The sequence below is a fragment of the Gemmobacter megaterium genome, from assembly GCF_900156815.1.
Lineage (GTDB): Bacteria > Pseudomonadota > Alphaproteobacteria > Rhodobacterales > Rhodobacteraceae > Wagnerdoeblera > Wagnerdoeblera megaterium.
Genome location: NZ_FTOT01000001.1, coordinates 12,902 through 38,715, shown reverse-complemented (window position 1 = coordinate 38,715; position 25,814 = coordinate 12,902). Strand labels below are relative to the sequence as shown.

The 25,814-nt window shown below is 64.9% G+C and carries 24 protein-coding genes and 1 tRNA gene; 7 read left to right on the top strand and 18 right to left on the bottom strand.

The window, feature by feature from the left end; translation table 11 throughout:
• Positions 1–193: 193 nt before the first annotated feature.
• From rplA to BW970_RS00160, 6 genes are all read right to left on the bottom strand, one after another.
• Positions 194–892 carry a 50S ribosomal protein L1 gene (gene rplA / locus BW970_RS00185; protein ID WP_076527544.1) on the bottom strand — a complete coding sequence of 233 codons (699 nt, stop codon included), beginning with the start codon at positions 890–892 and terminating at the stop codon, positions 194–196.
• Positions 893–896: 4 nt separating this feature from the next.
• Positions 897–1,349, bottom strand: coding sequence for a 50S ribosomal protein L11 (gene rplK, locus BW970_RS00180; RefSeq protein WP_076527542.1), 453 nt, complete (start codon positions 1,347–1,349; stop codon positions 897–899).
• 100 nt (positions 1,350–1,449) lie between these two features.
• Positions 1,450–1,986: a transcription termination/antitermination protein NusG gene (gene nusG / locus BW970_RS00175; protein ID WP_076527540.1), complete on the bottom strand. Its 537-nt coding sequence runs from the start codon at positions 1,984–1,986 to the stop codon at positions 1,450–1,452.
• A gap of 172 nt (positions 1,987–2,158) precedes the next feature.
• Entirely contained in the window at positions 2,159–2,356 is a 198-nt protein-coding gene (gene secE / locus BW970_RS00170; RefSeq protein ID WP_076529067.1) for a preprotein translocase subunit SecE, read from the bottom strand.
• Between the two features lie 195 nt (positions 2,357–2,551).
• A tRNA-Ala gene (locus tag BW970_RS00165) sits at positions 2,552–2,627 on the bottom strand.
• Between the two features lie 112 nt (positions 2,628–2,739).
• Complete coding sequence (locus BW970_RS00160) at positions 2,740–3,060, bottom strand: TIGR02300 family protein (protein WP_076527538.1); 321 nt, start codon at positions 3,058–3,060, stop codon at positions 2,740–2,742.
• A gap of 110 nt (positions 3,061–3,170) precedes the next feature.
• Here BW970_RS00160 and BW970_RS00155 point away from each other — a divergent pair, with 110 nt between their 5' ends.
• A complete protein-coding gene (locus BW970_RS00155; protein WP_076529065.1) occupies positions 3,171–3,863 on the top strand; it encodes a M48 family metallopeptidase in 693 nt (230 codons plus the stop codon).
• 30 nt (positions 3,864–3,893) lie between these two features.
• Positions 3,894–4,544, top strand: a complete 651-nt coding sequence (locus BW970_RS00150; protein WP_076527536.1) for a GntR family transcriptional regulator — start codon at positions 3,894–3,896, stop codon at positions 4,542–4,544.
• Between the two features lie 4 nt (positions 4,545–4,548).
• On the opposite strand, the gene ruvB is transcribed toward BW970_RS00150, so the two are convergent.
• From ruvB to meaB, 4 genes are all read right to left on the bottom strand, one after another.
• Complete coding sequence (gene ruvB, locus BW970_RS00145; protein WP_076527534.1) at positions 4,549–5,577, bottom strand: Holliday junction branch migration DNA helicase RuvB; 1,029 nt, start codon at positions 5,575–5,577, stop codon at positions 4,549–4,551.
• Positions 5,578–5,627: 50 nt separating this feature from the next.
• Positions 5,628–6,656 carry a sensor histidine kinase gene (locus BW970_RS00140; RefSeq protein ID WP_371870120.1) on the bottom strand — a complete coding sequence of 343 codons (1,029 nt, stop codon included), beginning with the start codon at positions 6,654–6,656 and terminating at the stop codon, positions 5,628–5,630.
• A gap of 127 nt (positions 6,657–6,783) precedes the next feature.
• Positions 6,784–7,965: a trans-sulfuration enzyme family protein gene (locus BW970_RS00135; protein WP_076527532.1), complete on the bottom strand. Its 1,182-nt coding sequence runs from the start codon at positions 7,963–7,965 to the stop codon at positions 6,784–6,786.
• Positions 7,966–7,975: 10 nt separating this feature from the next.
• On the bottom strand, positions 7,976–8,953 hold the full coding sequence (gene meaB / locus BW970_RS00130) for a methylmalonyl Co-A mutase-associated GTPase MeaB (RefSeq protein WP_076527529.1): 978 nt from the start codon (positions 8,951–8,953) through the stop codon (positions 7,976–7,978).
• Positions 8,954–9,108: 155 nt separating this feature from the next.
• On the opposite strand from meaB, the gene BW970_RS00125 reads away from it, so the two are divergent.
• Positions 9,109–9,843 carry a DUF3108 domain-containing protein gene (locus BW970_RS00125; RefSeq protein WP_076527526.1) on the top strand — a complete coding sequence of 245 codons (735 nt, stop codon included), beginning with the start codon at positions 9,109–9,111 and terminating at the stop codon, positions 9,841–9,843.
• A 65-nt stretch (positions 9,844–9,908) separates the two neighbouring features.
• Here the strand turns inward: BW970_RS00125 and parE are convergent, their stop codons facing one another.
• Together parE and BW970_RS00115 are read right to left on the bottom strand one after the other, a co-directional pair.
• Positions 9,909–11,861, bottom strand: a complete 1,953-nt coding sequence (gene parE / locus BW970_RS00120) for a DNA topoisomerase IV subunit B (protein WP_076527524.1) — start codon at positions 11,859–11,861, stop codon at positions 9,909–9,911.
• Between the two features lie 106 nt (positions 11,862–11,967).
• Positions 11,968–12,627: a glutathione S-transferase family protein gene (locus BW970_RS00115; protein WP_076529061.1), complete on the bottom strand. Its 660-nt coding sequence runs from the start codon at positions 12,625–12,627 to the stop codon at positions 11,968–11,970.
• A gap of 358 nt (positions 12,628–12,985) precedes the next feature.
• Here BW970_RS00115 and ppk2 point away from each other — a divergent pair, with 358 nt between their 5' ends.
• The 4 genes from ppk2 (at position 12,986) to BW970_RS00095 (ending at position 16,857) form a co-directional block, all read left to right on the top strand.
• Complete coding sequence (gene ppk2 / locus BW970_RS00110) at positions 12,986–13,966, top strand: polyphosphate kinase 2 (RefSeq protein ID WP_076527522.1); 981 nt, start codon at positions 12,986–12,988, stop codon at positions 13,964–13,966.
• 87 nt (positions 13,967–14,053) lie between these two features.
• A complete protein-coding gene (locus BW970_RS00105) occupies positions 14,054–14,902 on the top strand; it encodes a ferritin-like domain-containing protein (protein WP_076527520.1) in 849 nt (282 codons plus the stop codon).
• Positions 14,903–15,044: 142 nt separating this feature from the next.
• On the top strand, positions 15,045–16,385 hold the full coding sequence (locus tag BW970_RS00100; protein WP_076527518.1) for a M23 family metallopeptidase: 1,341 nt from the start codon (positions 15,045–15,047) through the stop codon (positions 16,383–16,385).
• On the top strand, positions 16,375–16,857 hold the full coding sequence (locus tag BW970_RS00095; protein WP_076527516.1) for a bactofilin family protein: 483 nt from the start codon (positions 16,375–16,377) through the stop codon (positions 16,855–16,857). Before BW970_RS00100 ends, BW970_RS00095 begins: the two co-directional genes overlap by 11 nt.
• Before the next feature lie 66 nt (positions 16,858–16,923).
• Here BW970_RS00095 and BW970_RS00090 read toward each other — a convergent pair whose 3' ends face one another.
• The 6 genes from BW970_RS00090 to BW970_RS00065 all read right to left on the bottom strand — a co-directional run bounded on the left by BW970_RS00090 (position 16,924) and on the right by BW970_RS00065 (position 25,800).
• The gene (locus tag BW970_RS00090; RefSeq protein WP_076527514.1) at positions 16,924–17,694 is read right to left on the bottom strand and encodes a DUF2189 domain-containing protein; all 771 of its coding nucleotides are present in this window, start codon (positions 17,692–17,694) and stop codon (positions 16,924–16,926) included.
• Positions 17,695–17,912: 218 nt separating this feature from the next.
• Positions 17,913–19,040, bottom strand: a complete 1,128-nt coding sequence (prfB, locus tag BW970_RS00085; protein WP_076527512.1) for a peptide chain release factor 2 — start codon at positions 19,038–19,040, stop codon at positions 17,913–17,915.
• 94 nt (positions 19,041–19,134) lie between these two features.
• A complete protein-coding gene (locus BW970_RS21275; RefSeq protein WP_159441407.1) occupies positions 19,135–21,210 on the bottom strand; it encodes a calcium-binding protein in 2,076 nt (691 codons plus the stop codon).
• Positions 21,211–21,378: 168 nt separating this feature from the next.
• Positions 21,379–23,925, bottom strand: coding sequence for a penicillin-binding protein 1A (locus tag BW970_RS00075; protein WP_076529059.1), 2,547 nt, complete (start codon positions 23,923–23,925; stop codon positions 21,379–21,381).
• Positions 23,926–24,048: 123 nt separating this feature from the next.
• Complete coding sequence (locus BW970_RS00070) at positions 24,049–25,140, bottom strand: PA0069 family radical SAM protein (RefSeq protein ID WP_076527508.1); 1,092 nt, start codon at positions 25,138–25,140, stop codon at positions 24,049–24,051.
• An 81-nt stretch (positions 25,141–25,221) separates the two neighbouring features.
• Positions 25,222–25,800: a retropepsin-like aspartic protease family protein gene (locus tag BW970_RS00065; RefSeq protein ID WP_076527506.1), complete on the bottom strand. Its 579-nt coding sequence runs from the start codon at positions 25,798–25,800 to the stop codon at positions 25,222–25,224.
• Positions 25,801–25,814: the final 14 nt, after the last annotated feature.

Genomic DNA, 25,814 nt, shown 5'->3' with positions numbered 1-25,814 from the left:
TTTCAGGGTCCCGGTTCCAGATCACCCGAGGCACATGCCCCGAATTCCGTTCCCGTTTCCCATCTCGGGAAGGACATTAAGCCGGTTTCCCGGCACCCTCCGTCTCGGACAGGACAGGGCGTTTCCGCCCTGTCATTCCGATCCTTTCAGATCGGAAGCTCGTCAGAATGGGTGTTTCCACCCAGACTGCAAATCACTTCGCCGTGGCCGAGGTCAGGTCGACGCTGACGCCAGGGCCCATGGTCGAGGACAGCGACACCTTTTTCAGATAGGTGCCCTTGGCCCCGGTCGGCTTGGCGCGCGAGACGGCATCCACGAAGGCGCGGATGTTCTCTGCCAGCTGGTTGCCCTCGAACGACACCTTGCCGATGCCGCCGTGGATGATCCCGGCCTTTTCAACCTTGAACTGGACTTCGCCGCCCTTGGCGTTCTTCACCGCGGTGGCGACATCCATGGTCACGGTGCCGACCTTGGGGTTCGGCATCAGGTTGCGCGGGCCCAGGATCTTGCCCAGACGGCCGACCAGCGGCATCATGTCCGGGGTTGCGATGCAACGATCAAAGTTGATCTCGCCCTTCTGGATGGTTTCCAGCAGGTCTTCGGCGCCGACGATCTCTGCACCGGCTTCCTTGGCCTCGTCAGCCTTGGCGCCGCGTGCGAACACCGCGACGCGCACGGTCTTGCCGGTACCGTTCGGCAGATTGACCACGCCACGGACCATCTGGTCGGCATGACGCGGATCGACGCCCAGGTTCAGCGAGATTTCGACGGTTTCGTCGAACTTTGCCGAAGCGGCCTTCTTGATCAGGTCGACCGCTTCTTCAACGGTGACGTTCGACTTGCCTTCGAACAGCGCGCGGGCGGCTGCGGTGCGTTTTGCAACTTTCGCCATGATCTCAGCCCTTCACTTCGATGCCGCAGGACTTGGCAGAGCCAAGAATGATCTGCATCGCTGCATCGATGTCATGCGCCGACAAGTCCTTCATCTTGACTTCGGCGATCTGGCGCACCTGCGCCGCGGTCACGGTTCCCTGCACATGACGGCCCGGCTTCGGGCTGCCCTGCATACGGGCGCGCTTGCCCTGCGGCTTCAGGCCAGCGGCCTTTTTCAGCAGGTAAGAGGCCGGGGGCGTTTTCAGCTCCAGCGTGAACGACTTGTCCTGGTAGTAGGTGATCACCACCGGGGTCGGCGCGCCGGCCTCGATGTCGGCGGTCCGGGCGTTGAATTCCTTCACGAACGCCATGATGTTCAGACCGCGCTGACCCAGCGCCGGACCCACTGGGGGCGACGGGTTGGCCTGCTGGGCCTTCACTTGCAGCTTGAGCTGCCCCATTACTTTCTTGGCCATCTGGCCTACTCCTTCGTCACTGTGCCCGCAGGATCATTCCGGCCGGGCAAGTTTAGCGGTGCGGCGGCCCGGTTTCCCGTCCGCCTCCCGCAGGTGCACCTCAGGCGACTTTCGACACCTGGGTGAATTCCAGTTCCACGGGCGTGGCGCGACCAAAGATCGAGACCGTGACCTTGAGGCGGCTTGCCGCCTCGTCCACATCCTCGACCATGCCGTCGAAACCTTCGAACGGGCCGTCGTTCACCTTGACCCGCTCGCCAATCTCGAAACGGATCAGGTTGCGTGGCGCCACCTCTGCCCCGGCCTCGGCACGGTTGAGGATACCGTTCACCTCGTCGTCGCGCATCGGCATCGGCTTGCCTTGCGGGCCAAGAAAGCCCGTCACGCGGTTGATCGACGTGACCAGATGATAGCCACGGTTCGACATATCCATGTGAACAAGCACATAGCCCGGCATGAACCGGCGCTCGGACGTGACCTTCTTGCCGCGGCGGATCTCGATGACCTCTTCGGTCGGGACCAGCACCTCGTCGATTTCATCTTCCAGACCGGCGTCGGTTACGGCCGTACGAATCTGTTCGGCGACCTTCTTCTCGAAGTTCGAGAGGACGCTCACCGAATACCAGCGCTTTGCCATGCCTGCCACCTTCGCCTTCCGGGCTGCCCCGGTCTTTCTGTCGTTTCATGGACCCGAACGGCCCAAACCCGGACAAAATCACAGCGCGCATGCGAATCGCTGCACGCCGCTGTCCGGGGAACGCTGCCCCGTCTAACGCCGGGACCGCGCGATTTCAAGGGGTGTCGCCGGATCAGCCGAAGAACGACAGCAGACTGCGAAGCCCAAGGTTGATAAGCGTATCGACCCCAAAGAAGAAGATCGCCGTCAAGGTTGCCATCACGAACACCATGACGGTGGTCAATACAACCTCGCGCCGGTTCGGCCAGACGATCTTGCCCACTTCGGAGCGCGTCTGCTGGAGGAACTGGAAGGGGTTCGTCTTGGCCATCGTCATCGCCTCGCATACCGGATCGCGTCCAGATACGCGCAAGGGCAGATGAGTTCAAGCCCTGCCCCGCTGCGCCATGGGCAGGGCACCCAGGCACCGGCGCCTGCCCGCGCAGACCGCGCATCCCGTCTCACGCATGGCATGAAATGACAAAAGCCCCGGAGGGGGCTTTATTCAACGTCAAATTTGGATTTTTGGTGGAGCCAGGCGGGATCGAACCGCCGACCTCTTGAATGCCATTCAAGCGCTCTCCCATCTGAGCTATGGCCCCACCGGAGGTGCGAAGCTGCGTTCCGTTTCCGTCATCGTCGCTTCGTGAGGCGGTGTTTAGGCGGTTCGTCGGGGGGCTGCAAGTGGGAAAATGCGCCCCCCGGAACGTTTTCTCAGGCGTCGTCTTCGCCGCCGGCAACATCGGCAAGATCGTCCAGCGAGACGGTCTCGTCGTCGTCTTCCAGCAACTCTTCGTCCAGATCGGCGTCGTCGGCATCGGCTTCGATCAGATCCTCGCCATCCAGATCGTCATCCAGAACGGCGGCCGTCTTGGCTTCCTGTGCGATGATGGCACCTGCGGCCTTGCGACGCACGGTTTCAATATCGACGATCTCGCCGGTGTAGGGGCTGACGATCGGGGTGCGGTTGAGGTCGTAGAAGCGTTTCCCGGTGGTCGGGCAAATGCGCTTCGTGCCCCATTCTGCCTTGGGCATGGTATTTTCCCTGCAAGAGATGGATGGGCCGGAGTCGGCCTCCCTTGTCACAACGCCAAGGCCCTGTCAAATCCCTTGATGGTGAAACGGAAGGACGGGCCATGGCACGAATCCCCGGCCCGCCCGGCGGGCCGCCCCAGATCGAGATTGCCTTGCGCCGGTCGGCGCGGGCGCGGCGCATCTCGCTGCGCGTGTCCGGCCTTGACGGTCAGGTCACGCTGACCTTGCCCGCGCGGGTGCGCGAGGCCGAAGGGCTGGCCTTTGCGCGGTCGCGCGCGGACTGGATCGCGCAGGCACTGGCACGTGTCCCCAGAGCGGCGCAGATCGCACCGGGCGTGGCGTTTCCGGTCGAGGGTCGGCTGCGCGCCATTACCGCAGGTCCGGCGCGCGGGGCCGTGCACCTAACGGACGAGGGGCTGGTGGTCCCCGGTGATCCGTCGCAATGCGGCGTGCGGGTTGCCACCTTCCTGCGCCACCTTGCGCGGGCCAGGCTGGAAAGATCGGTCGCGCACTACACCCAGGCCCTCGGGCGCCGCCATTCCAGCCTGACACTGCGCGACACGCGTTCACGCTGGGGCTCATGCACGGCGGCGGGGGGGCTGATGTTCAGCTGGCGGCTGATCATGGCCCCGCCCGAGGTGCTGGATTATGTGGCCGCCCACGAGGTCGCGCATCTTGCCGAAATGAACCATTCGCCACGCTACTGGGCCGTGGTGGCCCGGCTGCTGCCCGGCTATGAAGCCCCGCGACGATGGCTGAAAAGCCATGGCTCGGACCTGCATGCCTGGCGCTTTCAGGATTGACCGACCCACCAGCCGAAGGACAATGACCTCATGGTGATCCAGGCCCGCACCTCTGATTCTGCCCTCTCCGCGCATGACCGGCTGTACCGGGTGCTGCGCACGCAGGTCATGCACGGGGAAATCGCACCCGGCCAGGCGCTTACGTTGCGCGGTCTGGCCCAGCAGCATGGCATGTCCGTCACCCCCGTGCGTGAGGCATTGCAGCGCCTTGTCGCCGAAGGCGCGCTGACGCTGTCCTCCTCGGGCCGGGTCGCCACACCGGAACTGACGCCCGAGAGGATCGAGGAACTGGCCGCGATTCGCGCGTTGATCGAACCCGAAATGGCCTCGCGCGCCCTGCCCCGCGCGCATTTCGCCCTGATCGACCGGCTGACCGCCATCAACACCCTGAACGCCGAGGCCGTGGCGCGGCAGGATGCGGTCGCCTATATCCGCACCAACCTGGAATTTCACCGCACGCTGTATCTGCGCGCCCAGGCCCCGGCCATGCTGGCCATCTGCGAAACGGTCTGGCTGCAACTGGGGCCGACGATGCGCGCGCTGTATGCCCGCCTGCGGCGTAACGAACCACCGGCGCATCACCGCCATATCCTTGCCGCACTGCGCGCAGGCGACGAGCCGGGCCTGCGGCTGGCGGTGCGCACGGATGTGACCCAAGGGCTGCGCCACCTGGCGGCCTGAAACCTCAGGCCTCGAACAGATCGGGCTGGCCGGGCGCACGCGGGGCGGCAAGTCCCAGATGGCGCCACGCCTTGGCCGCCAGCATCCGCCCGCGGGGCGTGCGCTGGATCAGCCCCTGTTGCAGCAGAAACGGCTCGATCACCTCTTCGATGGCATCGCGCGATTCGGACAGGGCGGCGGCAATGGTTTCCACCCCGACCGGCCCGCCCCCGTAATTTTCCGCCAGCAGCAGCAGATAGCGCCTGTCGGCCCCGTCAAGGCCCAGGTCATCCACTCCCAGGCGGGTGAGCGCCCGGTCGGCAATCGCCCGTGTCAGCCGCCCGTCACCTTCGACCAGCGCAAAATCCACCACACGGCGCAGCAACCGCCCGGCAATCCGCGGCGTGCCGCGTGCACGGCGGGCAATTTCCCACGTGCCTTCGGGATCCGAAGGCACGCCCAGCAGCCGCGCCCCGCGGGTCACGATCAGATCCAGCTCGTCGATGGTATAGAATTGCAACCGCGTCGGAATCCCGAAGCGGTCGCGCAGCGGTGTCGTCAGCAGACCCAACCGGGTGGTCGCCCCGACCAGCGTGAAAGGTTGCAGATCAATCCGCACGGTGCGCGCCGCCGGCCCCTCGCCGATCACCAGATCCAGCGCGAAATCCTCCATCGCGGGATAGAGCACTTCCTCGACCACGGCGGACAGGCGGTGGATCTCGTCGATGAACAGCACATCGCGCGGCTCCAGGTTGGTCAGGATCGCCGCCAGATCGCCCGCCTTGGCCAGCACCGGGCCACTGGTCATGCGAAAGCCGACGCCCAATTCGCGCGCCATGATCTGCGCCAGCGTGGTTTTCCCCAGACCGGGCGGCCCGTGGAACAAGGTGTGATCCATCGCCTCGCCCCGCATCCGCGCCGATTCGATAAAGACCCGCAAATTCGCCCGCGCCTCTTGCTGGCCGATGAAATCGTCCAGTTGCGCAGGGCGCAGGGCGCGGTCGCCGTCTTCGGGCAGACGGTCAGGGCGAAGGGTGGGGTCAGGCTGCGTCATGGCCGGAACAATCGCGGAACGCCGGGGGCTTTGCAAGGGCCGTTGCGCCCCTATTGCAGCGGCAGAACAATCTCGAACCGGGTTCCTTCGCCCTTCTCGCTTTCAACCTTCATGCGCCCGCGATGCCGGTTGACAATGTGCTTGACGATGGCCAGCCCCAGGCCGGTGCCGCCCTTCTCGCGCGAGCGGTGGCTGTCCACGCGGTAGAACCGTTCGGTCAGTCGCGGCAGGTGCAGCGGATCTATCCCTTCGCCATGATCGACCACGGCCAAAGACACACCTGCCCCCCGCAAATGCGGATGCACAGCGATGCGGCGCAGTTGAACCTGCACCTTGCCGCCGCTGGCGCCATATTTCAGGGCGTTTTCCACCAGATTGTGCAAGACCTGCGTGATCTGGTCGCCGTCGCCCGGCACCAGCGGGACGTCGGCCTCGGCATCCAGTTCCAATTCCACCCCGGCCGCCTCGGCGACACCGCGCAGCGTTGCAAGCACCGAAGCCGCCGTGCCGACCAGATCGACCCGCGCCGTCGGGCGCACCCGCTCTTCGGCCTCGACCCGGCTCAGCGACAGCAGGTCTGCCACCAGCCGGTTCATGCGCAGCGCCTCGCGTTCCATGATGCCCAGAAAGCGGTCGCGCGCCGCCGGATCATCGCGCGCCGCCCCACGCAACGTTTCGATGAAGCCCAGCAGCGCGGTCAGCGGCGTGCGCAATTCATGGCTGACATTGGCCACGAAATCGCGGCGCATGTCGGCGGCCTGTTCCAGTTCGGAAATGTCCTCGAAGGCCAGCGTCACGCCAAGGCCGCTCACCCGCGCGACAGTGCCACGATAAATGGTGTCACGCCCCGGCCCGGTCACGCGCCAACGCACCGCGCCCCCCTCGCCGCCGCCCAGCACCCGCTCCAGCGCGGCGACGGGTTCGGGCTGGCGGATCACCGTCAGGTAATGCGCGCCGACACAATCACCATAGGCGGTGCGGGCCGGTGCGTTCAGCATCAGGATGCGCGCATCCGGCCCCACAAGCACCATGGGCATCGGCACAGCGGCCAGAAGGTCAGACATCGTGCGGTCGTTCACCAAGCTCTCCATTCCGCCTTTGTGCAACCCGTTGGTGACACGGGCATGACAGCGCCCCCGCCGCGCACATCATGCCTGCCGATGGCCCCGGCCCGCAGGGGGGGCGGGCCGGGGCCGTCCGATGGGGTCAGACCGCCGCGGCCGCGGCGGCGATCCCGCGGGTGAAATCGGCCTTCAGCATCTCGACATCCTCGACCCCGACCGACACCCGGAAGAACCCTTCGGAAATCCCGATCGCCTCGCGCGCCGCCACCGTGAGCGCCCGATGCGAGGACGACGGCGGATGCGACAGCGTGGTTGCCACATCGCCCAGCGTGGGGGCAAAAGGCACATCGGGCATCGCCGCCGTCAGCGCATTGGCCGCCGCGCGGCCCCCGGCCAGTTCAAAGGACAGCATGTTGCCGGGCCGCTCGCCCAGCAGCGCGCGGGCGCGGTTGTGGTCGGGGTGGTCGGCGCGCCCCGGATAGATCACCCGCGCCACACCCGGCAACCCGGCGATATGATCGGCCAGGGCCTGGGCATTCCGCTCTGCCGCATCATAGCGCAGGGCAAAGGTGAACAGGCCGCGTTCTGCCAGCCAGCAGTCAAACGGGCTGGGCGTCAGCCCCATTGTCACCGCCAGCGTGCGGATCGCCGCCATGCGTGCCGGATCGCGGGCCAGCACATAGCCCAGGGTCACATCCGAATGCCCGGCCAGCAGCTTGGTCACCGACTGGATCACGATGTCGGCCCCCAGATCCAGCGCCCGCACGGCGCGCGGGGTGGAAAAGGTGGAATCGACCAGCAACAGGATGCCCCGCTCCTTGGCCAATGCGGCAATGCCTGCGAGATCCGCCACCCGCAGGGTCGGATTCGACACCGTTTCGATCAGGATGGCGCGGGTGTTGGGACGCACCCCCTTGGCAAAGGCCAGCGCATCGGTCGGATCGGCCAGCGAGGTTTCAATCCCCATGGCCGGCAGCGTTTCCGCCATCAGCCGCAAGGACCGGCCATACAACTGATCGCCCCCCAGCACATGATCGCCCGCCTTCAGGCACCCCAGCAGCGCCGCCGTGACCGCCGCCATGCCCGATCCGGTGACAAGCCCGCCCTGCCCGCCTTCCAGCGCATCCAGCCGCTGGGCCAGCGCCTCGGCATTGGGATGCGCCTCGCGGGCATAGGTGAAGCCGGTGCCGGGATTTTCATAGATGTTGTCGAGTTGGTCGGGCGTATCCGCCGCCCAGACCACCGTAGGATGGAGAGGCGAGGCCACCGGGCGCGAACGTCCGGTTGGAAAACCCTGGCGGCGGATCAGGTTGGGGTCGGTCATTGCGGGCCTTTCAGGTCGTCAGATGCGAAAGAATATCTTGGGCGGCGGCGGCGGGCGACAGATCGCCATGGGCCACGCGCTGTCCTGCCGTCTCCATCCGGGCGCGCAGGGCGGGGTCGTCGGTCAGCCGGGCCAGCAGGGCCTGGCGCACTTCGTCCTCGAACCAGCGGCGGGCCTGGGCTGCGCGGCGGCCGTCCCAGTGGCTGTGCGCGCGGCGCCATTCGGCCAGCGCGGTCATCTCGTGCCAGGCCTTGCCGATCCCGTCGCCTTCGACCGCCGAAACGGTCAGCACCTTGGGAAAGCCCTCGGGATCCTGCGGGCGTTTGCGCAACAGCCGCAGGGCGCCCGCGTAATCGGCAGCGGTGCGGGTGGCCACCGGCTTGAGGTCGCCATCGGCCTTGTTCACCAGAATGATGTCGGCCATTTCCATTATGCCGCGCTTGACGCCCTGCAACTCGTCCCCGCCGGCCGGGGCCAGCAGCAGGATGAACAGATCCGTCATCTCGGCCACCACGGTTTCCGATTGCCCGACGCCCACGGTTTCCACCAGCACCACATCGAACCCCGCCGCCTCGCACAGGCTGACCGATTCGCGGGTGCGCCGGGCCACGCCGCCCAGATGGGTCTGGCTGGGCGAGGGGCGGATATAGGCGTTGGGGTCGCGGCTGAGCAATTCCATCCGCGTCTTGTCGCCCAGGATCGACCCGCCCGACCGCGCCGAGGACGGATCGACCGCCAGCACCGCCACCCGCAGGCCAAGCCCGGTCAGTTGCAGGCCGAATGCCTCGATAAAGGTGGATTTTCCCACCCCCGGCGTGCCCGACAGCCCGATGCGCAGCGCCTGGCGCCCCAGCGTGCCCAGCCGGGCCAGCAGTTCGGCGGTCTGGCCCCGATGGTCGGCGCGCGAGCTTTCGACCAGCGTGATCGCGCGCGCCAGGGCACGCCGATCCCCGGCTGCAAGCCGCTCTGCCAGCACATCCAGATCCATCACGCCACCTTTCTCCTCTGGCAAGCCCTTGCCGACAACGGAGCCGTGACGCAGATGTCATGTGCCCCCGGCCGGTTCCGGGGGTATCTGTGCCCAAGCCGCGCGCCATGTCCAGAGGCGCCGCGGTTCCCGATGACGTGACCCGGAGATCCGCGATGCGCCTAGCCACGATCCTTGCCGCTCTTTCGCTGGCGGCGCTGCCCCTGGCCCCCCCCGCGCCGGCCTTCGCGCAAGAGCAGCGACAGGACGCGCGTTTCGCCTTGGAAATCCGCGGGGTTACCGTTGGCGAACTGCTGTTCGCCGGACTCGAAACGCCAGCCTCCTATGCGGTATCGGGCACGGTCCGCACCACCGGATTGGCCGGGATGCTGCGCAAGATGCAGTATGACGCCAAGGTGCAGGGCTTCCGGACCCCGCCGCGATTTGCGCCCATGCGCTATGAACAATCCGGCGGCATCGGATCGCGGTATACCGAAGAGGTTGTGGTCTGGTCTGGCGGTCTGCCCCGGATCGAACGGCAGGATCCCCCCAGACCCGCCCGCGACCGCGATGCCGACCCGGCGCAGCAGCGCGGCACGGTGGATACGCTGACCGCGCTTTACGCCACCTTGCGCGACGTGGTGCCGGGCGAGGAATGCCAGGCCAACCTTGCGCTCTATGATGGGCGCTACCGGATGCAACTGCGCATGTCGGCGCCGCAGCGCAACGGCAACGCAACGGCCTGCACCGGGGACTACATCCGTGTCGCGGGCTTTACGGCCGAGGAAATGGCCGAGCGGACCCACTTTCCCTTTACCGTTCACTATGCGGCACAGCCGGACGGGCAGATGCGGGTCGTCCGAGTGACGATGGACAGCCTGTATGGCAGCGCCCGGCTGGTCAGGCGATAACAGCAGGCACGGCGCGGGAGCGCCCCCGGACGGCGGCGCGCTTAGGCGACGACCGGAGCGCGCCGTCAGACGTCAACATCCTCGACGAAACGGGCGTTTTCCTGAATATACTGGAACCGCAGTTCAGGTTTCTTGCCCATCAGCCGTTCGACCAGATCGCCGGTTTCGCCAGGAATGTCGTCGTCGATGCTGACGCGGATCAGCTTGCGGCTGGCCGGGTTCATCGTGGTGTCCTTGAGATCCTTGGCATCCATCTCGCCCAGCCCCTTGAACCGCTGCACGTCGATCTTGCCCTTGCCGCCAAGTCCGCGCTTCAGCCAGTCCTCTTTTTCCGCATCATCGGCCACATAGACACGCTTGGCGCCCTGGGTCAGGCGGTACAGCGGCGGACAGGCCAGATACAGGTGGCCCTTGTCGATCATCGGGCGCATCTGGGTGAAGAAAAAGGTCATCAGCAGGCTGGCGATATGCGCGCCGTCCACATCGGCATCGGTCATGATGATGACCTTGTCGTAGCGCAGATCCTCGACGTTGAACTTGCTGCCCATCTGAACGCCAAGCGCCTGGCACAGATCGTTGATTTCCTGGTTCGCGCCCATCTTGCCGCCTGCGGCGCCCAGCACGTTCAGGATCTTGCCGCGCAGTGGCAACAGCCCCTGGGTGGCGCGGTCGCGGGCCATCTTGGCGCTGCCGCCTGCCGAATCGCCCTCGACGATGAACAGCTCTGTGCCTTCGCGGTTGGTCGCCGAACAATCGACCAGCTTGCCGGGCAAGCGCAGCTTTTTCGTCGCGGTCTTGCGGGCGGTTTCCTTTTCCTGCCGGCGGCGCAGGCGTTCCTCGGCACGCAGGACCAGAAAATCCATGATCGCCCCGGCGGATTTCGGATCTCCTCCCAGCCAGGTATCGAAATGGTCGCGGACCGCGCCCTCGACCCATTTTGCCGCCTCTTCGGTGGACAGCCGGTCCTTGGTCTGCCCCACGAAACTGGGTTCGCGGATAAAGATCGAGATCAGCGCGCAGCCGCCCGACATCAGGTCGTCGCGGGTGATCAACTCGGCCTTGCGGTTCTTGGACAATTCGCCATAGGCGCGGATGCCCTTGTAGATCGCCGCCCAGAACCCCGTCTCGTGCGTCCCGCCTTCGGGCGTGGGAACGGTATTGGTATAGGACTGGATGAAGCCATCGCGCATCGGCGTCCAGTTGATCGCCCATTCCACGCTGCCGGGGACGCCGTATTTTTCTTCGAAGCTGACCTTTCCGGCAAAGGGCCTGTCCGCATAGGTCATGGTCTTGTCCAGCGTGTCGCCCAGATACTGGGCCAGACCGCCGGGATAGTGGAACACCGCCTCGCGCGGGGTTTCGCCATCGTCGATCTCAGAGTGCCAGCGGATTTCAACGCCCGAGAACAGATAGGCCTTGGACCGCACCATCTTGTACAGTCGCGCCGGTTTCATCCGCTGGCTGCCGAAGATGTCCGGATCGGCATGGAAGGTCACGGCGGTGCCGCGCCGGTTCGCCACGGGGCCCACCTTGACCACCGGCCCCTGCGGCTTGCCACGGCTGAATTCCTGCGCGAACAGTTCCCGATTGCGCGCCACCTCGACCCGCATCAGATCGGACAGGGCGTTCACGACCGACGATCCCACACCGTTCAGACCGCCAGAGGTGGAATAGGCCTTGTTGGAAAACTTGCCCCCGGCGTGGAGCGTGCACAGAATCACCTCCAGCGCGGATTTGTCGGGAAATTTCGGATGCGGATCGACCGGGATGCCCCGGCCATTGTCACGCACCGTCACCGAATAATCGGCGTGCAGTTCCACCTCGATGCGGCTGGCATGACCGGCCACCGCCTCGTCCATCGCATTGTCGAGGATTTCGGCCACCATATGATGCAGCGCGCGTTCATCGGTGCCGCCGATATACATGCCGGGCCGCTTGCGCACCGCCTCCAGCCCTTCGAGCACTTCGATGGACGAGGCGTCATAGGTTTCCGGTTGCTGGTTGAGAAGGTCGGACATGGCTGCTCGATTCTGACTGTCGGTTTAGCGCAGCAATAGACCATCCGACGGGACAGGACGCAAGTTATGGTAGCCATGCGCCCTGCCCGGTCGGCAACGATCCGGCCTATGCCGGTTCTGCGTTGCGCTCGGCCCACAGCCGCTGCCATGCGGGGCGGGCATGACAGCGGGCCAGCCATGCCTTGAGCGCGGGCCATTCATCGTAAATGCCCGGCTGCGCCATCGCGTAGCGCACGCCTTCCGACAGCACGATGTCCGCCACGGTAAAGCGATCCCCCATCAGCCAGTCCCTGCCCTGAAGATGTGCCTCGATCCGGGCGAAGGGGCGGGCAAGCGTCGCCGTGCGGGCCGCAACGATGGATTTTCCTTCGGGCGTGTCGGCGATGCCCTTGCCATGCACCTGCGCAATGTCCAGCGCCGGGGTTTCAACCGCCGTGGCCCCCAGCAGTGCCCATTGCACCGCCTGCCCTTCCTCGGCCAGATCGCGCGGCGCCAGATCGCCGCCCAGCTTGCGCGCAAGGTAATAGGTGATGGCCAGCGATTCCGTCAGCAGCAGGTCGCCATCCAGCATTGCAGGCACAAGGCCCTGCGGGTTGATTGCCAGAAACTCGGGCGAGGCGGTGTTCAGCGGCGCATCGGCAGCCTGCGGATCCGCCAGTCGGTAGGATTGAATCACCGGGACATGCGTGAACTCGGTCCCCGTTTCGTAAAGCAACCAGATGGGCCGCGTCGCGCGCGAGCGCATGGTGCCATAGATCGTCAGCATCGCCGTTTCCTCCTGCAGCGGTTCGGGCACACCCTATGCTGCGGTTTTTCCGGCGAAAAGCGGATAGCGCGCCCAGGGCTCGGCCCCTTTCGCCCGGATATCCCGCCAGTCCCCCCGAACAGGGTATGTCGCGCGCCGGTGCGACGCCGTAGGATATGCGGATTGGCGCAAGAATTTTACCTATTCCTAGTCCCCTTGAGGCGGTGGCATCCTTGGTGCCACCGCCTCTGCGCATCCGGGCAGGCCCCGGACGACATGAAAGCGCCGATTGATACCGATCAAGGCGCTTTGCGGCAAACTGTCCTATATAGGCTGCGTTTCACCCGCCACCGACTCGTCATAGCCAAGGAGACGCCCGATGCCCCAGGACAGGATCGCAACCGCCACCGCGTCCGAAGAAGCCATCGCCCCCCCGGACCAGGCGAGCACCGCAGATCCTGATGCGTCCCCCTCTGCTGCGGCCCCGGCGGTCGCGCCTGTCCCGCGCGCCCCACGGCACCTTCCTGCGATCACCACGCCGGAACAGATCCGCGCCAGTTTCGAATCCGGGCGCTACCCGTATCCACACCGCATGGGCCGCGCCGCATATGAGGCCGAAAAGGCCAGATTGCAGGCCGAGCTTCTGAAGGTGCAGATCTGGGCGCAGGAAACCGGGCAGAAGTTCGTGATCCTGATGGAAGGGCGCGACGCCGCCGGCAAGGGCGGCACGATCAAGCGGTTCATGGAACATCTGAACCCCCGCTATGCCCGCGTCGTCGCGCTGACCAAGCCATCGGACAAGGAACGGGGCGAATGGTACTTTCAGCGCTATATCCAGCATCTGCCGACCACCGGGGAAATCGTGTTCTTTGACCGCAGCTGGTACAACCGCGCGGGTGTCGAACGGGTGATGGGCTTTTGCACCCCGTCGGAATACCTGGAATTCATGCGCGAGGCGCCGGATCTGGAACGGATGCTGGTCCGCTCGGGGATACGGCTTTACAAATACTGGTTCTCGGTCACACAAGCCGAACAGCACGCGCGGTTTCTGGCCCGCGAGACCGACCCCCTGAAACGCTGGAAGCTGTCGCCCATCGACAAGGCAAGCCTCGACAAGTGGCAGGAGTATACCGACGCCAAGGAGGCGATGTTCTTTTACACCGACACCGCAGATGCGCCTTGGGTGATCGTCAAATCTAACGACAAGAAACGCGCCCGGCTGAACTGTATGCGCCATTTCCTGTCCACCATCGACTATCCCGACAAGGATCTGTCGGTCGTCCAGGCCCCCGATCCGCTGATCGTGGGCCGGGCCTCGCATGTGCTGGATGTCGGCGGTCCGGTCGCCCGCTCTGGCTAAGGCGGGCGATCGCGCCGAACCTGCCCGGTTTGCACGGGCGGGTCCGGCTTGATATGCCCGGTCTCGGGACATGGCAGAGAGGCGACAATGGCAACACTGGCGGAAATGGCGGTCGAGGTGCTGACCTGCGCCGACGGGCGCGAAAAGACCGCGCTGGGGCGGCGCCATGCGGCAACGTGGTTTGCCGCCCGCGCCACCGGCACACCGCTGGAGATCGGGCACTGCGCCCCGCCAGACCGGCCGGCACGCCCCGAACGGCCCGAATTGCTGGCCCCGCGCGACATGCCGCGACGCAGGCCAGGAACGCTGCCGGGGCGTCTGGCACTGCTTCACGCGGTGGCCCATATCGAACTGAACGCGGTGGATCTGCACTGGGACATCATCGCGCGGTTTTCTCATGTGCCTATGCCGCTTGGCTTTTATGACGACTGGGTCAAGGCCGCCGACGAGGAATGCAAGCACTTCAACCTGATGTGCGATTGCCTGGAAAACCACGGCAGCCGCTATGGCGACCTCCCCGCCCATGCCGGAATGTGGCGCGCCGCCGAGGACACGCGCGACGATTTCATGGGCCGCCTTGCCGTGGTGCCCATGGTGCTGGAGGCGCGGGGCCTGGATGTCACGCCGCAGATGATCGACATCTTCCGCAAGGCCGGGGACGATGCCGCCATTGCCGCGCTGGAGGTGATCTATGCCGAGGAAGTCGGCCATGTCGCCTATGGGTCGAAGTGGTTCCACTTCCTGTGCGGGCGCCATGAACTGGATCCGAAAGATGTCTTTCACGATCTGGTGCGACGATATTTCCACGGCGCGCTCAAACCGCCATTCAACGAGGAAAAACGGGCCGAGGCCGGTCTGCCGCCCGACTTCTACTGGCCATTGGCCGAGGAGTCGGCCGCAGCATTCGGCGGGATCTCGCGCAAATCCACGGACTAAGCGTTTTTTGGGAACCGAAAGGTTGCACGGTGCCGCCCCGGACGGCTAAGCATCTGCTCGGGGAAATGGCCGCGCCCGTGCGGGCGCCGCCTCAAATGTCCGGGCACAGGTCCGGGCCATCTGGAACGGGGACAACGGGCCGATGCCGCAACGCCTTTTGCAGCGGGTGAATCACGCACTTGAACGACGATTTCCCGAGCAACGGCTGTTCCTGAAATCCGATACCGAAACCCGCTTTGTCCGGCTGCGCCCGCTGACGCAGGCGATTGCCACCGTCGTCGGGGGCGCGCTGGTCGCCTGGACGATCCTGGCGACCTCCATTCTGATGATCGACTATCTGAGCGCCGGAAACGCCCGTGAACAGGCGCAACGCTCTGTCACCGAATTCGAACGGCGGCTCGATGCCCTGTCGCGCGAACGCGACGAACGCGCGCAGGAAGCCGTGCGCGCACAGGAACGTTTCAACCAGGCACTCGCCAAGGTCTCGCAGATGCAATCGCTGCTGCTGGCCTCCGAAGACCGCCGCAAAGAGGTGGAGACCGGGCTGGACGTGGTGCAACTGACCCTGCGCCGCACCATCCGCGAGCGCGAAGACGCCCGCGCCGAAGCCGCCGCGCTGAAAGGCGAGCTGATCGCACAGGGCGGCGAAGGCAGCCCCGAGGCCGCCCGCGCCCGCGACATGGAAACGACGCTGGATCTTCTGGCCGCCACCCTAGGGGCCACCGCGGTTGAACGGGACACCATGGTGCAGACCGCCGAAGCCGCCCGCGCCGAGGCCCGCGCGGTAAGCGACGCGAAACGCAAGCTGGAAAAGCGCAACGACGAAATCTTCCGCACGCTGGAAGATGCCGTCGCCGTGTCGATGGAACCGCTGGATCGCATGTTCCGCTCGGCCGGGCTCAAACCCGACGAGGTTTTGCGCCAGGTTCGCCGCGGCTATTCCGGCCAGGGGGGGCCGCTTGGGCCGCTGCGGATTTCCACCAAGGGCAACGATGTGTCCGACGACGAACTGCGCGCGAACCGGGTGCTGAACGGGCTGGATGAAATGGCGCTCTACCGCCTCGCCGCCGCCAAGCTGCCCTTTGCCATGCCGGTGAAAAGCGGATTCCGCTTTACCTCTGGCTTCGGCTATCGCCGCGATCCCAAGGGTGCGGGCCGCCGGATGCATTCGGGCACCGATTTCGCCGCCGGTCGCGGCACGCCGATCTACACCGCAGGCGACGGTGTGGTGAAAAAGGCCGGCTGGCATTCCGGGTATGGCAAAACCGTCATCGTCCAGCACGAGTTCGGAATAGAAACCCTCTATGCCCATATGTCCGAAATCCGCGTGAAGGAGGGCCAACGGGTCTCGCGCGGGGACCGGATCGGTGATATGGGAAGTACAGGACGTTCTACCGGCACCCATCTGCACTACGAAGTGAGGGTGAACGGCAAACCCGTCAATCCGATGATCTACATCAAGGCAGCGAGCAATGTTTTCTAAATCCAGGATCAATGAACCCGGTCCCAAGGCCTCCGAGCCGGAGAAGAAAGTGCCCGAGGCTTCGTCGGCAGTCGGTGGCAAATCCGGTTCGGATTTCGCCGCACCCGTGTCGCGCGGCAAGCCTGCGGCATCTGTACTGTCGTCGGACCTGACCGTTGTGGGCAATCTGAAGACCACCGGCGACATTCAGGTCGAAGGTGTGGTCGAGGGCGATATCCGCGCCCATCTGCTGACCGTCGGCGAAAGCGCCACGATCCGCGGCGAAATCGTTGCCGATGACATCGTGATCAACGGCCGGGTCATCGGCCGCGTGCGTGGCCTCAAGGTGCGCCTGACCTCGACCGCGCGGGTCGAAGGCGACATCATCCACAAGACCATCGCCATCGAATCCGGGGCGCATTTCGAAGGCTCGGTGCAGCGTCAGGACGATCCGCTGGCAGAGGGCTCCAAGCCGGGTCTGGCGGCCAACTGAGCCGCCCGCCGCCCCATCAGACCGCACCAAATACCGCCGCAGGCCCCGCCTGCGGCGTTCGTCGTTTCAGCCCAGGGCCCTGCGATACAGGTGCCAGCTTGCATGTCCAAGCAGCGGCAACACCAGGAACAGGCCCAGAAACGCAGGCAACATCGCCACGAACAACAGCACCGCAATCAGCATCCCCCACCCAAGCATGACCGCCGGGCTTTGCCGCACCACCGCAAGCGAGGTCAGCATGGCCGTGACGAAATCGACCTCGCGGTCCAGCAACATCGGCAGGGCCACAACCGTCATGGAAAACAGCACCGCAGAAAACACGGCGCCGACGGCTGTGCCCATCGTGATCATGGCAAGGCCATGCGGGGTCAGGAACGCCTCATAACTGGAGGAGATGTTGGTCATCACCTGCAACCCCATGAACAGGGCAAAGATCATGTGGGCCAGAAAGTTCCAGAACAGGAAAAACACCACGACAACCGCTGCGATCGAGGGGATCTGGCGATCCTTCTGGCGAAAGATCACGCCCAGCACTGCGCCCCAATCCAGCGGTGCGCCAACCTCGATTCTGCGGCTGATCTCGTAGAACCCGACGGCGATGAATGGACCCAGCAACGGAAAGCCCAGTGTGACGGGAATCGTCCACCAAAGCTGCCCCGCCGTGGTCAGGGCCCACCACAACAGCCAGCCCCCCGCCACATAGACCAGGCTGAAGAACAGGCCGAACAGCGGCGCCTGGGTCAGATCCCGCCATCCCGCGCGCAGGCTTGCCGCCAGATCCGCCCGCGTGACGGTCCGGATCTCGGCTGGTGGCGCGGCAATGGTGCTTTCGTGCATGGCGTCCCTCCCCTGGACAGGGCCAGACTAGGCGGCACGACAAGGCACGAAAAGATGTTTTTGCAAGTGATCTTGTGCCATCGCCTCAAGCGCGCCGGTCGCCCTGCCACAGGCTCCCACCGGGTCTCTGGATCGACCAGCCCATGTGCATCACGAACGGATCACGCGCCTGCACTGAACCCGCGCGACCTGCCGATCAGAGCGGGCTGCGGCGGCGATCAGTCGTCGCCCTGCGCCTCTGCACGGGATTTCCCGGCAACATCCATCGCCAATGTCGCCGCCATGAACTGGTCAAGATCGCCGTCGAGCACGCCCTGGGTATCGCTGGTCTCGTAGCTGGTGCGCAGATCCTTGACCATCTGGTAAGGCTGCAACACATAAGACCGGATCTGGTTGCCCCAGCCTGCATCGCCCTTGGCCTCGTGCTGCGCATTGATCGCGGCATTGCGACGGTCCAGTTCCATCTGGTACAGCCGCGCCTTGAGCGCATTCATCGCCGCTTCACGGTTCTGGTGCTGCGATTTCATCGACGAGGTGACAACGATATTGGTCGGCAAGTGGGTGATCCGCACGGCCGAGTCGGTCGTGTTGACGTGCTGCCCCCCTGCCCCGGAGGAACGATAGGTGTCGATCCGGATGTCATTGGCGGGAATGTCGATCTCGATATTGTCGTCCACCACCGGATAGACCCAGACCGAGGCGAAAGAGGTCTGCCGCTTGTCACCAGAGCCAAAGGGGCTGATCCGCACCAGACGGTGCACGCCCGATTCCGATTTCAGCCACCCATAGGCATTGAGGCCCGAGACGCGGTACGATACCGACTTGATGCCCGCTTCCTCGCCCGGCGTTTCGGATTGCAGTTCAACCTTGTAGCCCTTGCGCTCGGCCCACCTTGTGTACATGCGCGCCAGCATTTCGGCCCAGTCCTGGCTTTCGGTGCCACCTGCCCCGGCGTTGATTTCCAGGAAGGTATCGTTGCTGTCGGCCTCGCCGTCCAGCAGGGCCTCCAGTTCCTTTTCGGCGGCATCGGCCAAAAGCGCCTTCAGGCTGTCCTCTGCCTCGGCGACGATTTCGGCGTCATCCTCCATCTCGCCCAGCTCGATCAGCTCGACATTGTCCTTCAGACCTTGCGCGATGCGTTTGTAGGTGGCCACCGCGTCGATCAGGGCCTGACGTTCGCGCATCAGCTTTTGCGCCTTGGCCGGGTCATTCCACAGGTCCGGCGCCTCGATCAGCGCGTCGAACTCTTCCAGCCGGTGCGGCGCCGTCTCCCAGTCCATCCGCTGGGCCAGCAGCTTGAGCGACTTCTCGATCGCGGCAACGTTGTTCAGGGTCTCGGCGCGCATGGTATTCCTCGGCTTGCCACCGGAGCCATGCCGCGGCGGTCATGCCCGATATACGGAAGGCGAAGCCCCGCCGCAAGGCGGCAGGGCACGCGGATCAGAACAGGAAGTCGCCGTCGCCAAGGGCGTTGCGGTTCACGCCTTCCAGAAGGATCGAGGTGTCCTGATCAATCTGGATCACCGTATCGCCCCGGAAGGTGATGGCCCGGTCCAGCACATCGGCCAGCGAATTCAGGCTGGACAGACCGCTCAGGTCGATCTGGTCGGTGCCGGTCTGGAAATCCTTGACGACATCATTGCCAAACCCGTCGGCAAAGACGAACACATCGCGCCCGGCGCCACCGATAAGCGTATCATTGCCCTGGCCGCCGTCCAGCGTGTCATGCCCCTTGCCGCCGTTCAGCCGGTCATTGCCACCGGCGCCAAGCAGCAGGTCATTTCCATTGCCCCCGGCCAGATTGTCGCGCCCATCGCCGCCGTCCAGCGTGTCGTTCCCGCCGCCGCCCTTGAGCTTGTCGTTCCCGGTGCCACCCTCCAGCAGATCGGCGCCGCCACTGCCATTCAGGGTATCGTTGCCGTCACCGCCATACAGCAGGTCGTTGCCACCGCCGCCCTGAAGGTTGTCGTTCCCGCCGCCACCGTCCAGCACGTCATCGCCAGCCTGGCCGCTGAGGCGGTTGTCGCCTGCATCGCCGGTCAGGGTATCGGCATGTGCACTGCCGTCGATATCCTCGATCCCGCCAAGGATATCGCCTTCGGCATCCCCGCCGCTGGCCCGGCCTGTGGCAAGGTTGACATCCACCCCGGCCGACGATCCCTGGTAAACCGCCTTGTCGCGCCCGGCCCCGCCGATCAGCACATCGGCCCCGGCGCCGCCATGCAGGACATCGTTGCCCGCACCGCCGATCAGCACATCGTCCTCGGCCCCGCCGAACAACATGTCGGCCCCGCTTCCGCCGGACAGCACGTCGTTTCCATCGCCGCCGAACAGCGTGTCATTGCCACCACGGCCAAGCAATTCGTCATCGCCGTTCAGCCCCAGCATGGCATCGGCACCCGAGGTGCCGATCATCGCCTCGCCCTCTGCCCCGATCTCGTGGACGCTGACCCGGCTGCTGTTCACCGCGCCGGCAAGCAGGAAGTGGCGGCTGCCGATCTGGATGTGATGGGTGCCGGACACGCCATCAAGCTGGGTGTTGTCGGTAATGCTTTGAACCGTGACAATGCCTTCGGCCTCGGTGAAGGACATCAGCAGCACCGTGTCCTGCCCGTTGCGCGCACCGACCAGGAAGGACACCCCCTCGATGGTGATGGTCTTGAGATCCTTCAGGAAGCCCACCGTGGAACCGCCCAGCGAGGTCAGCGACCCATCCGCTTCGATGCGGAAACTGTCGAGATTGCCGCCAGACGAATTGGTCGACGCAAATAGGTAATGCTTGCCCCCCACCGTCATCGAGGTCATCTCGGCATAGTAGGTGCCGGTCTGGTCAAAGCTCGACACATGGCTCAGCTTTCCCTGATTGCTGAGCGTGAAGCCGCTGATCCCGGCATCGTTGTAGCCGCCGACAAAGATATAGGTCTGGTTGCCGATCGCATGGACAACCGGCTTGCCCGCCCCGTCAAGGTTCAGGGTGGGGCTGGCCGTGTCGCGGATCGTATCGGTCAGCGTCAGCCTCCCATTGTCCGCCATACGGTGCACAACGATCGCATCCTGCGTATCCGAAGTGGTGACAATGAAGGTGTTGTTGCCAACCTTGGCCACGCCAAAGCCGAAGGCGCGGTCCAGCAACGCCTCTCCCGCGTTGAACTTGGTGTCCACATGGATCAGCTGGCCCTCGGTCGCGCGACGTTCGTCGATGCGAAAGACGTTCAGCGCATCGTTGTCATAGCCTGTCACGACAAGATAGGTATTGCTGCCGGCGGTGACGACTTCCATCCGCGTCGGACCGTTCAGCCCGATCTGGGCCGTGTCGGAAATGGCGCCTGCTGGCGTCAGCGTTCCGTCCTCGGCCATGGTCAGAATCTGGATGCCATCGTCGTAATAGCCGCTGACATAGACATATATGCGACCGTTCACGACGCTGGTTGTCACGTCATAGGCACCGTAGAGTTCAATCTCGGGTGCGAAATCGTTGATGAATGTCCGAAAGTTCAGTCCGCCGATAATGTTCATGACAACCCCAAGTCCCATATCATGGCGGAAACCCGCCTCACCGCCGGACAGGGTGGAACCGAATCGCCACGGGATCAAGCCCGCGGCGATTAAATATGGCAGAAATATGGCTTTTACCCATCGGACGGGAATGCCCGGCCCTGTGCGGCAGGGAATGCCCGAGTGACGCTAGTACAGGCCGCCCGATGATACCGTGCCGAAATCGGCCTTCTTCGGGATCGCCCGCGTCTTGCCGCTGGCCGTCGTCACCGTTGTGGTGGCTTCGGAACCATCGGTCTCGCCATAGGCAAAGAGCGGCAGGTTCGAGCCCATTGCAAAGCCGCCGTCCACCATCATGCCAAAGCCATACAGGTCTTCCTGGCCTTCGCGGAAATACTCGGCGATCACGTTTTCGCCCCCGGCATTGTCCGGCAGGCGCGTCCCGGTGAAACGGTCCACCTTTACCCAGTAGCCGCCCGGTGGCACCTTGAACCGGGTTCCGCCGTATTTCTTCACCGCCTCGCGCATGAATTCGGTAAACACCGGGCCACACATGCCGCCACCAGAGGCGCTGCCAAGGCTGCGCGGCTGATCATACCCGATGTAGCATCCCGCAACGATGTTGGACGTATAGCCGACGAACCAGACATCCTTGGCGTCATTCGTGGTGCCTGTCTTGCCTGCGACCGGGGCGCCCACCGAAATGCCGCGCCCGGTGCCGCGCTGGATCGCGCCTTCCATCATCGAGGTCAACTGATAGGCGGTGATGGCATCCATCACCCGCTCGCGCTTGGCAACGATGCGCGGAGCGGCACCCGGATCCAGGCTGGCAAGCCGGCACTCCGCGCATTCGCGCTGATCGTGGCGATAGACGGTACGGCCCCAGCGGTCTTGCACGCGGTCCACCAGCGTGGGTTCCACCCGTTCGCCACCATTGGCGAACATGGCATAGGCCGCGACCATCTTGAACAGCGTCGTTTCCTCGGCCCCCAGCGCATTCGCCAGATAGGCCCCCATGCGGTTATAGACGCCAAAGCGTTCCGCATAGGCGGCCACGGTATCCATCCCCAGTTCCTGGGCGATGCGTACGGTCATCAGGTTGCGCGACTGTTCGATCCCCGTGCGCACCGGGGTCGGACCATAAAAGCGGTTCGACGCGTTCTTCGGCTTCCACAGGCCCTGAGGCGTGTTCACCTCGATCGGGGCGTCCACCACGATGGTGGCCGGGCTGAACCCGTTGTCCAGTGCTGCGGCATAGACAAACGGCTTGAAGCTGGAACCGGGCTGGCGCTGGGCCTGGGTGGCGCGGTTGAACACCGTGTCCTGATACGAGAACCCGCCCTGCATGGAAATCACGCGGCCCGTATTCACATCCATCGCCATGAAGGCGCCCTGAATCTCGGGCACTTGGCGCAGGGACCAGCGCTGAAACTCGCCGTTGGTGTTGGTCACGGCGCGCACCAGCACGACATCGCCCACATCCAGCAGATCCGACGGCACGCGGGCCTTGTTGCCCAGCCGGCCATTGGCCAGACGCTTGCGCGCCCAGGTCACGTCATTGGCGGGAATGGCGTGATCGGTGCCTTCGACCCCTTCGATCCCGATGCGGGCTGTGTTCCCCTCGGTGTCCAGCACAACGGCGGCGAACCAGCCGTCGATATCGCGCGGCAGTTCCAGCCGGGCCAGTTCCTCGCGCCATCTGGTTTCGTCGCCCAACAGGCCGGGATCCAGCGTCGCACGGGTGCCGCGCCAGATACCAAGGTTGCGGTCGTATTTCTCCAGCCCGTCGCGCAGTGCCTTGGCGGCGATCTGCTGCATGTCGGGATCAACCGTCGCACGGATGGTCAGGCCACCGCCAAAGAACTCCTGCTCGCCAAAGCTGGACGACAACTGGCGGCGGATCTCATCGGTGAAATAATCGCGCGGCGGCATGGCAGAGCGGAACGAAGCATAATCGCCCGCCTGCACCGTGCTGAGCGGCGAGGCGAGGGCATCGTCAACCTGGCTGCGGGTGATATAGCCATCCTCGAACATCCGCCGCAGCACATAGCCGCGCCGTTCCAGCAGGCGGTCACGGTTGCGCACGGGGTGAAAGTTCGACGGCTGGGTCGGAAGGCTTGCCAGGACGGCGGCCTCTTCAAGCCGGAGATCGTGCAGCGGCTTGTTGAAATAGGTCTGAGCTGCGGCCGCGACGCCATAGGAATTCTGGCCAAGGAAAATCTCGTTCAGATACAGCTCAAGGATCTTGTCCTTGGACAGCGTTTCCTCGATCCGGGTGGCGAGGATGATTTCCTTGATCTTGCGCTCGCCCGTGCGCTCGCCGCCCAGCAGGAAGTTCTTCATCACCTGCTGGGTGATCGTAGAGGCACCGCGCACCCGCTGGCCACGGGTGGCCACCGCCTCGACCGCAGCCGCGACCATGCCTTTGGCGTCATAGCCCTTGTGGGTATAGAAATTCTGGTCCTCTGCCGCGACAAACGCCTGTTTGACGATCGCCGGCACATCCTCGATGGGCGTGTACAGCCGACGCTCGTGGGCGAATTCGTCGATGATCCGGCCTTCGGACGAATAGATCCGGCTGATCGTGGGCGGGGTGTATTGCGCCAGCGACTCGTGGCTGGGCAGATCGCGCGCATAAAACCACAAGACGCCACCCACCATAAGCGCGCTTGCCAGCACGCCAAGGGTGACAAAGGTGAAGATGGCCCCGAAGAACGAGCCGATGAACCGGAACACGCGCCAAAACCCCCGAATGGCCTGAACCATTTCCATACACGCCACCGACCCTGGGGTCAAAGCCCGAGGGACGGCCAGATGTCACAACCCGGTCAGCAGCGGTTCCGCGCGCCGCCCCAGCGATCACAAGGCGTCGAACAATCCCAGTTGATCCCCCGGACGCGCGGGCGGGCGGAACAGATCACACCGCAGCGTGGCGCGCGGCGCGGTCAGGCCCAGCCGTCGGATCGCCGCAGCAAAGCGACGCGCCAGAAGATCGGCCCAGATGCCCCGCCCCTTCATCCGCGCACCGAACTGCGGGTCATAGTCCTGTCCGCCATGCATTTCACGAACGCGCCCCATCACATGGGCGGCCTTGCCAGGCTCATGCACCTCCAGCCAGTCGCGGAACAGGCCCGCCACCTCGCGCGGCAAACGCAGCGCAATGTAGCTGGCATTGCGCGCCCCCGCCTCGGCGGCGGCGGCCAGCAGGCTTTCCAACTCGTGATCGGTCAGCCCAGGCACCACGGGCGCGATCATCGCGCGCACCGGCACACCGGCCTGGGTCAGGCGGCGGATGGTTTCCAGCCGCCGGGCCGGGGCCGGGGCGCGGGGTTCCAGCCGACGCGACAGCGCGGGGTCAAGCGTGGTCAGCGAAACCCCGACCCCCGCCAGCCCCTGCGCCGCCATTGGCGCCAGAAGATCCAGATCCCGCTCGACCAGCGTGCCCTTTGTCGTGATGCCAACCGGGTGGCGAAAGGCCGCCAGCACCTCCAGCACCTCACGCATGACACGGTAGCGCACCTCGCAGGGTTGATACGGATCGGTATTCGTCCCGATGCCGATCGGGGCCGGCGCATAGGCCCTGCGGCGCAATTCCCGGTCCAGCACCGCGCCGATACCCGGCCGGGCGATCAACTGCGTTTCGAAATCCAGCCCCGGCGACAAGCCCAGATAGGCGTGGGTCGGGCGGGCAAAGCAGTAGATGCAGCCATGTTCGCATCCGCGATAGGGGTTGATCGACCGATCGAAATACAGATCCGGCGACTGGTTATAGACCAATGCGGATCGCGGGCTCTCCAGCCGGACATGGGTGGTCAGCGGGCGCGCGTCCTCGGGGATGTCCCAGCCATCCTCGAACCGTTCGCGCAACTCCCGCTCGAACCGCCCGGAGGCGTTCGACCCGGCGCCTCGGGCGCGCAGGCGCAGATTCGCGGGGATCGTCGCATCGGCCATGGCGCAGCATAAAAACAAAAGGGGAACATTTGCAACACCCCGTCTGGCCGCCCAACGAACCGCCGCACCCCTCGTCCGAGGTCAGCGGCTGAGCACCAGCCGGTCCCGCGACATCTCAACCTTTTGAAAGCGGTTCAGGAAATCCATGCCCAGCAGGGATATGCCAAGCGGCCCATCCCCGACCCATGCCGGCATATCGCCCAAGGGCTCGCCTTCCAGCCGGATATCGCGCAGCGGGATACGGGCGGTGCGGATCACGCCATTCGCCGTCTGTGCGGTGCCCAGGAACGCAAGTCCCCGCCGGTCGATTCCAAGCCTGTCGGTATCATGGTCCGAGAGCACGATATTCGTGGCCCCGGTATCGACCATGAACCGCACCGGCGTCCCGCCAATATCCAGCGTCAGATAGAAATGGTCATCCGGCGCGCGGGCCACCACGATTTGGCCATCCTGCCGAAGGACGGCCTGCTGCGGGGATCTGAGGTCGAAATCGGTCCACAGCCCATAGCCTGCCGCAAGCCCAACCACGATCAGCAGCCACGCCAGGGCCTGACGGGCCATCTGCCCCATCCGCCCCCGGCTTTCCACGATCAACCAGCCGCCAACCGCAGACCCCAGCAGGATCAGATAGGCCACCCTTGCAAAATCGTCACCGTCCATCCGGTACCTCCTGC